Source organism: Mycoplasma feriruminatoris (genome assembly GCF_000327395.2).
GTDB classification, from domain to species: Bacteria; Bacillota_I; Bacilli_A; order Mycoplasmatales; family Mycoplasmataceae; genus Mycoplasma; species Mycoplasma feriruminatoris.
Genome location: NZ_CP091032.1, coordinates 938,428 through 950,812 on the forward strand (window position 1 = coordinate 938,428; position 12,385 = coordinate 950,812).

10 protein-coding genes and 2 pseudogenes are annotated in these 12,385 nt (G+C 24.7%); 8 read left to right on the forward strand and 4 right to left on the reverse strand.

The genetic code is table 4. The features are described from left to right. Positions 1-44 precede the first annotated feature (44 nt). From D500_RS03990 to D500_RS04010, 5 genes and pseudogenes are all read left to right on the forward strand, one after another. Positions 45-1,453: pseudogene (locus D500_RS03990) on the forward strand (IS3 family transposase). Between the two features lie 75 nt (positions 1,454-1,528). Next, on the forward strand, positions 1,529-1,666 hold the full coding sequence (locus tag D500_RS03995; RefSeq protein WP_239759423.1) for a hypothetical protein: 138 nt from the start codon (positions 1,529-1,531) through the stop codon (positions 1,664-1,666). 5 nt (positions 1,667-1,671) lie between these two features. Beyond that, entirely contained in the window at positions 1,672-2,433 is a 762-nt protein-coding gene (locus tag D500_RS04000; protein ID WP_239759425.1) for an alpha/beta fold hydrolase, read from the forward strand. 54 nt (positions 2,434-2,487) lie between these two features. Continuing rightward, positions 2,488-2,952 carry a helix-turn-helix domain-containing protein gene (locus tag D500_RS04005; RefSeq protein WP_008364217.1) on the forward strand — a complete coding sequence of 155 codons (465 nt, stop codon included), beginning with the start codon at positions 2,488-2,490 and terminating at the stop codon, positions 2,950-2,952. 83 nt (positions 2,953-3,035) lie between these two features. Further along, positions 3,036-4,439, forward strand: a pseudogene (locus D500_RS04010) (IS3 family transposase). Positions 4,440-4,478: 39 nt separating this feature from the next. On the opposite strand, the gene D500_RS04015 reads toward D500_RS04010, so the two are convergent. The 4 genes from D500_RS04015 to D500_RS04030 form a co-directional block, all read right to left on the reverse strand. Next, positions 4,479-5,129, reverse strand: a complete 651-nt coding sequence (locus D500_RS04015; protein WP_008363504.1) for a phosphorylase family protein — start codon at positions 5,127-5,129, stop codon at positions 4,479-4,481. Positions 5,130-5,391: 262 nt separating this feature from the next. Beyond that, complete coding sequence (locus D500_RS04020; protein WP_008363502.1) at positions 5,392-6,687, reverse strand: ATP-binding protein; 1,296 nt, start codon at positions 6,685-6,687, stop codon at positions 5,392-5,394. A gap of 610 nt (positions 6,688-7,297) precedes the next feature. Continuing rightward, positions 7,298-7,891, reverse strand: a complete 594-nt coding sequence (locus D500_RS04025) for a DUF4357 domain-containing protein (protein ID WP_008363500.1) — start codon at positions 7,889-7,891, stop codon at positions 7,298-7,300. A 28-nt stretch (positions 7,892-7,919) separates the two neighbouring features. Beyond that, complete coding sequence (locus D500_RS04030) at positions 7,920-8,540, reverse strand: GIY-YIG nuclease family protein (RefSeq protein WP_008363497.1); 621 nt, start codon at positions 8,538-8,540, stop codon at positions 7,920-7,922. Between the two features lie 137 nt (positions 8,541-8,677). Here D500_RS04030 and D500_RS04035 point away from each other — a divergent pair, with 137 nt between their 5' ends. From D500_RS04035 to D500_RS04045, 3 genes are all read left to right on the forward strand, one after another. Next, positions 8,678-9,904 carry a restriction endonuclease subunit S gene (locus tag D500_RS04035; protein ID WP_239759427.1) on the forward strand — a complete coding sequence of 409 codons (1,227 nt, stop codon included), beginning with the start codon at positions 8,678-8,680 and terminating at the stop codon, positions 9,902-9,904. Positions 9,905-10,007: 103 nt separating this feature from the next. Beyond that, entirely contained in the window at positions 10,008-11,477 is a 1,470-nt protein-coding gene (locus D500_RS04040) for a restriction endonuclease subunit S (protein ID WP_239759493.1), read from the forward strand. Then, positions 11,429-12,349, forward strand: coding sequence for a site-specific integrase (locus D500_RS04045; RefSeq protein WP_008363247.1), 921 nt, complete (start codon positions 11,429-11,431; stop codon positions 12,347-12,349). The genes D500_RS04040 and D500_RS04045 overlap by 49 nt, the downstream gene beginning before the upstream one ends. The last annotated feature ends 36 nt before the right edge of the window (positions 12,350-12,385 follow it).

A 12,385-nucleotide genomic window follows, 5' to 3' on the forward strand; every position in this document is an offset into this window, starting at 1 on the left:
GAACCCCATATTCCGGACTAAAAATCCAGGAAGTGGGGTTTTATATGGCTAAATGAAGCTTAGAAAAAAAATTAAAAATTGTCAAAGAAGCTAAAAGACTTAATGTTAAAAATAGCACCTATTTGGCAGACAGGCATAATGTCTCGGCTAATACTTTAAAGGGTTGAATTTACAAATATGAAATGTTTGGAATAGAAGCGCTTACCCACAAGAAAACAAAACCTCATTATAGTTTGGAAGCAAAACAAGAAATAGTATTATATAAACTTAAAACTAAAGAATCATACAGGGAAGTTGCAAAAAAATTTAATATTATACATTCATCAACTATAGCTGGTTGAGTTAAAAAGTATAAAGAAAATGGAATTTTAGGGTTAAATAATAATATAGGAAGACCTAAAAAAATTATGAAAAACTCTAAGAAAAAACCAGTTAAAAAAAAGAAAACAAAAATAACAACTAATAATGAAGATAGAATAAAACAATTAGAAGAAGAAGTTGAATACTACAAATTAGAGGTTGAATTCTGAAAAAAGTTAAACACCTTGTTGACAGAAGAAGAATCAACAAGGAAAAAACAAAAGTAATTTTAGAAATGCTAAAAACTCACAAAAAAGCTAAAGTTTCTATTCTTTTAAAAATAGCAAAATTACCTAAATCCTCTTTTTATGAATGAAAAAAGAAATTAGAAAATTCAATAGATAAGGATATGGAATTAAAAAATATAATTGTTGATATATTCAACAAATCATTTGAAAGATATGGCTATAGACGGCTAAAAATGACCTTAAAATCAATGGGATATATTGTGAATCACAAAAAATTTTAAGGCTAACTAAAGAACTTGGTATTCAGTGTGTCAAATTTAGAACAAAGAACAGAAGATATAGTTCTTATAAAGGAATTGTTGGGAAAATCGCAGACAATGTTTTAAAAGAAATTTTTCTTCAACAGAAGCAAACAGAGTTTGATGTACTGATGTAACAGAGTTTAAAGTTAATGGTCAAAAACTATATCTGTCACCAATTATTGATCTTTATAACAGTGAAATTATTTCATATTCAATTCAATCTAGACCTAACTTAAACCTAACTAATTCAATGCTAAAAAAAGCGCTTAAGAAGGTTAAAAATACAAATGGTTTAGTAATTCATTCTGATCAAGGATTTCATTATCAGCACATGAGTTGAGTAAGTACGCTAGAAGAAAATAACATAATACAAAGTATGTCTAGAAAAGGTAATTGCTTAGATAATGCTATTATAGAAAATTTTTTGGTTTATTAAAACAAGAAATTTATTATGGTGAGAAATACAATTCAATAGAAGATTTAACTAAAGCAATACATAAATATATTTATTGGTTCAACAATATAAGAATAAAAGAAAAATTAAAAGGATTGTCTCCTGTACAATTCAGAAAACAATCCTGTTATAATATTGAAAATTTTTAGTCCGTGTTTAAGGTAGCGGGGGGTTAGGATGAGTTTTTGTTGCACAATTTATTTATAAACAATTTAGGAGGTTATATGAAAAGTGAAACTATTATTAGTAAAGATAATAAAAAACTAGTTTTATATAAATGAGATGAAGTTAATAGACCACTAGCAGTTATTCAACTAGTTCACGGTAGTTGTGAACATATAAAAGATATCAAGACTTTATAAGTAAAATGAACCAAAACAATGTTATAGTAGTTGGAATTGATCAAAGAGGTCATGGACAAACTAGTGTATTAAACAAAGAGCTTGGGTATTTTAACAAAACCAAAGGTTGAGATAGTTTAGTTGAAGATCAACTATTAGTAAATCAATATATTAAAACTCATTATTCAGATCTTCCTATTTATATGTTTGGTCATTCTATGGGTAGTTTTGTAGCTAGAAGTTATGCTATTAAATATTCAGATACTATTAAAGGTTTAATATTAAGTGGAACTAATCAAACTAATAGTTTTGTTTTAACTTCAGCTTTATTTTTAACTTATCTAAGTTCTTTATTTATAAAAGCTAAAAAACCAAATAAGTTTATTTGAAATCTTAGTTATAAACAATTAAATAAAAAGTTTAATTCTAAAACAAGTAATGGAGTTGAATGACTAACTAGAGATACAAATATACAAAACAAGTTTTTAAAAGACAAGTATTGTGGGTTTGTGTTTTCAAGTTCTGCTTTTAAAGATATGTTTAAAGGAATGTTGTTTAACTTAAAAACTAAGAACTTAATTAAAATGAATAAAGATATAAGAATTTTGTTATTAACTGGAAGTGATGATCCAGTAAGTAACTATAGTAAAGATGTAATTAAGTTTAATAATAAGTTAGAAAAACTAGGTTATAATTCTCAAATAATTATTTATCCACAGTTTAGACATGAAATTTTAAATGAATTAGATAAAAATGTAGTGATAAATGATATTTTAAAATTTATGTAATTTATTAATTTTTATCTTTATAATTAACTTATTATATAGAAAAAGAGTAATAATATGCTACCAAAAGATATTGATTTTAAGCTACAAATTATAGAAGAACACAAAAAAGGAGCTACAGTCAAATCTTTAGCTGACAAATACGATCTTAGTGTGTGAACTATTAGAGATTGAATTCATCAATATAATATGTTTAATGAACAGGGACTTAGCAAAAGTATAGGGCATACTAAATATGATCCTGAGTTTAAATTACATGTTATTAATCATAAAAAAGAATATAATTTAAGCTACCCACAAACTATTAAACTTTTTAGTATTAAAAACTCTTCAACTGTTGCTTTATGAGAAAAACAATTTAAAGAAAAAGGAGTTGAAGGTTTGAAAAATCAAATCGGTAGACCTAAAAATAGTTCTACTTCTTATAAACAACTCTTTTTACAATTAGAAGAAAAAATTGCTGATTTAGAACAGCAATTAACTGAACTAAAACAGCAATTAAATTTAAAAGATGACAAATAACATACTTATAAATAATTAGACCTTAGGCAAACTCCCCCGAACCCCATATTCCGGACTAAAAATCCAGGAAGTGGGGTTTTTATATGGCTAAATGAAGCTTAGAAAAAAAATTAAAAATTGTCAAAGAAGCTAAAAGACTTAATGTTAAAAATAGCACCTATTTGGCAGACAGGCATAATGTCTCGGCTAATACTTTAAAGGGTTGAATTTACAAATATGAAATGTTTGGAATAGAAGCGCTTACCCACAAGAAAACAAAACCTCATTATAGTTTGGAAGCAAAACAAGAAATAGTATTATATAAACTTAAAACTAAAGAATCATACAGGGAAGTTGCAAAAAAATTTAATATTATACATTCATCAACTATAGCTGGTTGAGTTAAAAAGTATAAAGAAAATGGAATTTTAGGGTTAAATAATAATATAGGAAGACCTAAAAAATTATGAAAAACTCTAAGAAAAACCAGTTAAAAAAAAGAAAACAAAAATAACAACTAATAATGAAGATAGAATAAAACAATTAGAAGAAGAAGTTGAATACTACAAATTAGAGGTTGAATTCTGAAAAAAGTTAAACACCTTGTTGACAGAAGAAGAATCAACAAGGAAAAAACAAAAGTAATTTTAGAAATGCTAAAAACTCACAAAAAAGCTAAAGTTTCTATTCTTTTAAAAATAGCAAAATTACCTAAATCCTCTTTTTATGAATGAAAAAAGAAATTAGAAAATTCAATAGATAAGGATATGGAATTAAAAAATATAATTGTTGATATATTCAACAAATCATTTGAAAGATATGGCTATAGACGGCTAAAAATGACCTTAAAATCAATGGGATATATTGTGAATCACAAAAAAATTTTAAGGCTAACTAAAGAACTTGGTATTCAGTGTGTCAAATTTAGAACAAAGAACAGAAGATATAGTTCTTATAAAGGAATTGTTGGGAAAATCGCAGACAATGTTTTAAAAGAAATTTTTCTTCAACAGAAGCAAACAGAGTTTGATGTACTGATGTAACAGAGTTTAAAGTTAATGGTCAAAAACTATATCTGTCACCAATTATTGATCTTTATAACAGTGAAATTATTTCATATTCAATTCAATCTAGACCTAACTTAAACCTAACTAATTCAATGCTAAAAAAAGCGCTTAAGAAGGTTAAAAATACAAATGGTTTAGTAATTCATTCTGATCAAGGATTTCATTATCACGAGTTGAGTAAGTACGCTAGAAGAAAATAACATAATACAAAGTATGTCTAGAAAAGGTAATTGCTTAGATAATGCTATTATAGAAAATTTTTTTGGTTTATTAAAACAAGAAATTTATTATGGTGAGAAATACAATTCAATAGAAGATTTAACTAAAGCAATACATAAATATATTTATTGGTTCAACAATATAAGAATAAAAGAAAAATTAAAAGGATTGTCTCCTGTACAATTCAGAAAACAATCCTGTTATAATATTGAAAATTTTTAGTCCGTGTTTAAGGTAGCGGGGGGAACCTAAGGTTTTTTATTATTCAAATACTTTATTTAAAACATCTTGATACATTTTTAAAGTAGCAACTTCTCTTTGTTTTGCAGTTAGATCGTTTGAATGATCATATAAATTATCTGAAACTGTTAAAATAGTTGCTGCTTTTTTATTAAAATAATTTGCTAAATAAAATAAAGCAAAACTTTCCATATCAACAACATCTAAATTATGTTCTTTTGGATCTAATTTAGATAATCTATAAAATACATCACTACAATGAACATTTGCTTTTAATCCTATGTTTAGATCTAAACTAGGTTTATTAGATTGCCAACCTGTTTTATTTGGTTCAAAAATATTTACTTCACTAAAAGCATTTTTAGCTTCAATTACAGTTCCTATTTTAATATCGTTATTATATGTTCCACAAGTTCCAACTCTTATAATAGTTTCAACATTATGGTTGTTAAATAACTCGTGAACATAAATAGCTATTGATGGTTGACCCATACCACTTGTAGCAAAACTTACTTTGTGGTTTTTATAATATCCAGTATAAACAAAAGCATTTCTAACTTCACTTACTAATTTATAGTCAGTTAATAAGTTTTCTGCTGCTCATTTAGTTCTTCTTGGATCTCCTGCAATTAGTACAATACTAGCAATATCTGCGTTTTTATCTATATGCATAATTACTCCTTTTAAGTTATCTATCTATTAATAAGATTACTAAAAACTAGCTAATTCTTAATAGTTTTAAATAAGTTTTAAAAAAATTTAATAATTTATATGTAATTTCATTGTTCTTTGAAAATAACTATTTTATAAATTTCTTAAAAAATTTAATTGGAATTCCGACTTTTTATGACTTGATTATTGATACATAACTAAATTACCTAAAGTATTATTTTTTTGATATTCCAATTTATTTTTAAAAATATCTTTCATACAATTATCTATTTATAATATTTTCATCTAATAAGAATTGTTCTATTGATATGTATAAAATACCACTATCATCATATCTAGGATAAATATCATTACCTACTATTACGATTTTTTTAAATGAATCATTAATCTTTTTTAATGATGCTATTTCTTGTTCTCTTTTTTCATATGAATCTATATTTAATGCTGATTGAATATAATATCTTTGATCAACTTGATTTACAACAAAATCTACTTCTAAACGAACTTCTTTTCTTTTATCTAAACTTTTATCATCATAAACAACAACACCAACATCAACTGAATAACCACGTTTTTTTAATTCATTGTATATAATATTTTCTTGAATATGATTTTGTTCATTTTGTCTAAAATTAATTCTTGCATTTCTCAAACCTATATCTGAAAAATAGTATTTTAATGGGGTTTTATAATATCTCGAACCTTTAACATCATATCTTTTAGAACTATTAATTATAAAAGATTCTTCAAAATAATCTAAATAAGTTTTAATAGTATTAGAAGAAATATTTATTTTATTTTCTGATAAAAATCTATTCATAAGTTTAGTAGGATTAGTTAAAGAACCAATAGATGAAGAAATAAAATCTAATAATATATCAAGTACTTGGTTTTGATTTAAGATATTGTTTCTTTCAACTATATCTTTTATATAAATTTCATTAAAAAGATTAGTTAGATATACCTTTTTTTCTTCTTCTGTTTTTAAATTAAAAACTTCAGGCATCCCACCAAAATAGCTATAATCTTTAAATGCTTGTTGTTTGTCAGAATATGAATCATAAATCTCGCTAAAAGATAAAGGATTTAAATGTATTTCATCTCCTCTTCCTCTAAATTGTGTTAAAACATCAGTTGATAACATTTTTGAATTACTTCCAGTTACATAAACATCAACATTTTCTTTTTTAACTAAACTTAGTAATACATCAACAAAAGTTACATCATAACTACTATTTTTTAAATAAGGATTTTTTATAGTTTCACAGTATTGAATTTCATCAATCATTACATAATATTGTTTTGTTTGATCAGTAATAAAAGATTTTATATATTCATTTAATTTTAAAGGATTTCTATATTCTAAAAAATCCACACCTTCTAAAGATAAAGTAATGATTTGATCCTTTTGAACTTGATTTGATAATAAATGTTCATAAAATAGTTTAAAAAGCAAATAAGATTTACCGCAACGTCTTATCCCAGTTATTATTTTTACTTTCCTATTATGCTTTTTATCTATTAATTGATCTAAATAAAAATCTCTTTTAAACTTCATTATATACCCCACAGAGAATTAACTCGGAAACCCGGCTATTTATTATAAGTATAACAAAATGAAGTTATTCATAGAATATTAAGCCGGAAATCCGACTATTTATATTCTATAATTAAATAAAAATCTGTTTTTATTGTTTTGTTGTTATTAGAATTGAACTGCTTTTTTACTTGCAAATAAAAAGTAATTAAGTAAACTTTAAATATTTATAATAAAATGGATAAATTTAACATAAAAAAATAGGTTTGCTATAGTAAATAACTACAAGTTTAGAGAAATACTTGAAGTGTTCTTTACTTTCTCTAATTGAAATTTAATAAAAAGAGTAATTTTGCTCTTGATTTTAAAAAGTTTATTAGAAATTAATGATAAAAAACTTAAAAAAAGAAATACTAATGTAGTTCTACATGTTTAATATTTCGGGTTCTAATAAAACTTTTCTAATGTTTAAAATAAGTGACGAATCTTTTAATTACGAAAAATTTACATGAAATTCCAGTGTTTTTTTACGTAAAATAACTAATTTTTAGCACTTTATAAAAAATTTACATGGAATTCCAGTGTTTTTTTACCCGAATTCATATTTAAGAAAATAAAGAAACTGTGTTTCTTATTGTTTTTTATTGTTACTTTTCCAATCTATATTATTATTACTAGATCTACCTAAAACAAATGCTGATGCACTTGATAATGATTTAAATTCAACATCTTTTAAAAACTTATAATCAACTATAAAACCATCTTTTATATATTCTTTTCTGAAGTTATGAATTTGTGGTAGTTTTGTTTTAAAATGATTAGCTTTAATCATTTCAATATTAGAATTTTTTAATACAACAAATTTTTGTTCGTCAACCTTTTTGCAAAATGCGATTATTTTTTTATCTTTATCATTTCTTCTGTTTTTATAAATTTTATATAAAGTATTTTTATTTAAGTCTTTAGATTTTAATAATAAATTACTTAGATCTGGTATTTGTTTACAAGCTATTCATTCAGTTATACCATTACTAGATCTACCTAAAACAAATGCTGAAGCATATGAACTTGAATTAAATTCTTGATCTTCTTGTAGTATTTGATTAATTATTTTTTGATTAGAAATTAAATTATCACGTTTTTCTTTAATTGATTTAAACATATTTTTAAAATAATCAAAATTAGCTTCTTTTGTTCTTATTTGCAACAAGCTAGAACAATTCATTTATTATCTTTATTAACACAATAAGCTTTTATAATTTTTTTGTGTATTTATCTTTTTTAATCATTTTAAAATATTTAGATGCACTAGTGTTATTATCAGATTGTTTTGAAACTTGATAAGTACTATTTATTTTATTTGTTGTAAAAATATTAAATCCTATAGATTTAAAAATAGTAATTGCATTATTTAAAAAATTTTCTCAGTGTTTTTCATCATATGATGATATATTGCCTTTACTTGCTAGATTTTCATTTATTAAATTAATTGTGTTAGTATCAACTTTATTAATAAAACAATGTTCTAAATATTTAAGTTCTGTTGCTCCTAGTAGATTATTTGTACTAGTTAAAATATAAACATAATCAAAATCTTTTGTTTTAGTTTCTTTAAGATGAACTAGAACTCTAGTAAGTATTCCAGTATTATTGCTTCTTACATCAGCTTGACCTATATAAATGGTTTTATTATTAGGATTATTTTTAACTAAAAAATAAATTCCAGCAGATTTAAGTTCTTGATCATTTTTAACTTGCTTACTATTAAGAAAATCTCGTGTGATTTTATATATTACTCCAGTTCAATTTTTATTAACATACTTAATATAATCAGTGCTATTTAAAAGATAAGCATTAAATGTATTTATTGACATATTAACCTCTATTTAATATTTTATCAATTTTAATAAATAAGAAAAAACAGTAGTTTAGTGTGTAATATTTAGAACTGATTTAATTAATAAAAAGCAAAAAAACATATTAATTAACACACACTTGAGAACAGGAAAAGTTGGGGAATTTAACCCTTTTAAATCGTTTTCCACAAATTAGTGCTGAAAAACTAAGTGAATTAAATCAATATAAGGGCGACGTTTCTCTTTTGCCATCTTCAAATAATAACAATTGAAGATGTAGTTATAATGAAAAAATATCACATCTTATAAATTATGCGGAAGTTATAACACTAGGAAGAGCAAGAAATCCTAATCCAAAATATGCAAAAGGGCTTTTTATTTCTTCTCAAAACCATATTATTGAATCAAAAAAGAATGATATTTTATTAAATAAATTCTTGTATTTTTTCATTAATAAGGTAGGAAGAAAATTTTATAGTTTTGAGAATACATATCCTATGTTTACAAAAATAGACTTTCTGAATACAAAATTTTTATTTCCATCTGTAAAAGAACAAGAGAAAATTTTAAAAGTTCTTAACAATTTAGATTCACTAATCACCCTTCATCAGCGAGAGTGTAATTTTTGAAATTTGAAGAAATTTGAAATAAAAATTCATAGATTTTTTACTAGATTTTGTAGAAAATCCAAAAAATACACTCACACTTGAGAACAGGAAAAGTTGGGGGATTTAATTGATAAAGGTGGGTCTGGTGGCACTCCTAATACTTCTAATAAAGGTTACTATAATGGTGAAATTCCTTTTTTATCAATATCTGATTTAACAAAAACTGATGGTTACATTTATTCAACAGAAAAATCTATAACAAAAAAAGGATTGAATTCATCAAGTGCGTGAATTGTTCCGAAAGGATCTATAACACTATCAATGTATGCAACTATTGGAAAAGTCGGTATTTTAGGCAATGATCTGGCAACTTCACAAGCTTTTTACAACATGGTGATAAATGATAAAACTACAAAAAACTATGTTTTTCACTTTTTAAGAAAATGTGATTTTACAAATAAATGATTTAAATTAATATCAATAGGAACACAAGCCAATCTTAATTCTGAAAAAATAAAAAACTTCATAATCGATTTGCCTATTGATCAAAAAGAGCAATCTAAAATATCATCCCTATTTTTTAACCTAGATTCACTAATCACCCTTCATCAGCGAGAGTGTAATTTTTGAAATTTGAAGAAATTTGAAATAAAAATTCATAGATTTTTTACTAGATTTTGCAAAAAATCCAAAAAATACACTCACACTTGAGAACAGGAAAAGTTGGGGGATTGCTCATATTTATTAAATGGTTTAAAAATTACTAATGGATAAATCTAATTGAATTAAATTTTAATATACTTTTGTTGATTTAAAATCACTTAAGACTTACAAAAACACAAAAAAACAAAACTATATTAAATACAAAGATGTACTTTTAACTGTTTCATCTGAAACACCTGAAGAAGTTGCAATGTCATCTGTAATAGACAGAGAATCTAATAAAAACATAGCTTTTAATAGTTTTTGTATATGTTTAAGATTTATAAAAAGTGAATTATTTAATGATAAATACATTGGTTATTTTTTTAGATCAAGATCATTTAGAGCACAAGCAGAAAAAATGGCTCAAGGAATTTCTAGATTCAATATAAATCAAAATATTCTAAAAAAGGCAGTAATTTATTATCCAAATAATATAAAGGAACAGTCCAACATAGGTAAACTTCTTCATAACCTAGACTCACTAATCACCCTTCATCAGTGAGAGTGTAATTTTTGAAATTTGAAGAAATTTGAAATAAAAATTCATAGATTTTTTACTAGATTTTGCAAAAAATCCAAAAAATACACTCACACTTGAGAACAGGAAAAGTTGGAGAAATTAGTTTTTTACAAAACATCTAGTATTATCCTAAACAATTTAAATAACAACGGTAAATATTGTGTATATGATGCAAACGGAATTGCAGGAAAGATTGATATTGAACCTGTTAGTGAAGAATATATATCAATAATTAAGGATGGTGCTGGAGCAGGTAGAGTTAGGCTATTACCTAAAAATACTCATATTTTAAGCACTATGGGTGCTATTCTTCCATTAAATACAACAGATATAAAGTTTGTATATTTTTTACTTTCCAAGAATAGTCATTTAATGAAAGAGGCAAGCGGTTCTACAATTCCACACATATATTTTAAGAACTATAGTCAAAATATTTATATAGTACCATGCAATAAAGAGCAATATAAAATTTCATCTCTCTTTTCTAACCTCGATTCACTAATCACCCTTCATCAGTGAGAGTGTAATTTTTGAAATTTGAAGAAATTTGAAATAAAAATTCATAGATTTTTTACTAGATTTTGCAAAAAATCCAAAAAAAACACTCACACTTGAGAACAGGAAAAGTTGGGGAATTTAATTAGATCTGTAAATATTAATATGTGTGAAGTTGCATTTCCTACTGGTAAATTTGAAGTAATACAACAAGGTTCAGAACCTATATTGGGTTATGTTTCAAATGTTAAACAATTACCATATTTTGATTATGATTCAGTAATATTATTTGGAGATCACACATTATCCCTTTATAAGCCTAAAAAACCTTTTTTTGTAGCTTCTGATGGTGTTAAGGCATATATTCCCACATATTTAAACTCCTATTATTTGTATTATTTAATTCAAAAAAATATGCCTAGTAGCAATGGATATAAAAGACATTCATCAATTCTAAAGGCAAAAGATATATTATTATCATCAAATATTTTGGAGCAAAAGAAATTAATATTTTTATTTTCTAACCTTGATTCACTAATCACCCTTCATCAGCGTGGGTATAAATGAAGGGAAAATATATGAAAAAAGATGATATACTGCTATACAAATACTTTCAAAATTGAATAAATGTATACAAAAGAGGTTCAATCAGAAATGTAAGTTTTAAAAAATATGAACTTACATTAGATTGAATTATAAAAATAGCTCCAACTACAAGATTATGCGATTTAGATAGAGTCACATATCAAGAAATTATAAACGAATATGCAAAACAACACGAAAGACAAACTACAATGGATTTTCACCATCATCTAAAAAGTTGTTTATTAGATGCGTTTGATGAAGGTTTATTAACTAAAGACCCAACTAGAAAAGTTGTAATAAAAGGTAAGGCCGCAAAACCTAAGAAAATTAAGTTTTTAAGCAATTTCGAACTGCAACTACTACTAAAACAATTAAATTTAAAAGACAAATTAAATTTTGATTGATTAATTTTCTTAATTGCAAAAACAGGTTTAAGATTTTCTGAAGCTATAGCTTTAACACCAGATGATTTTGATTTTACAAAACAACTTTTAAACATTTCTAAAACTTGAAACTACAAAGAAACAGGTGGATTTTTACCAACTAAAAACAAGTCATCAGTAAGAAAAATACAACTTGACTGACAGACTGTTTCAAGATTTGCTTCACTTATTAGCGGTCTTGAAAAAAATAAACCTATTTTTATTTTTAAAGAAAAAATATTTAACTCTACTATTAATGACACATTAGCTAGAAGATGTAAAAAAGCAAATATTCCAGTAATTAGCATTCACGGTTTAAGACATACTCACGCTTCTATTTTATTATATGCTGGTGTTTCTATTGCATCTGTTGCTAAAAGACTGGGTCATTCTAGTATGAACACAACTGAACGAATTTATTTACACATAATTAACGAATTAGAAAATAAAGATATAGATCTAGTTATGAGATCTATATCAACTTTAAATTAATTTAATTTTAAATATTACCCACACAAAAAAAACGTC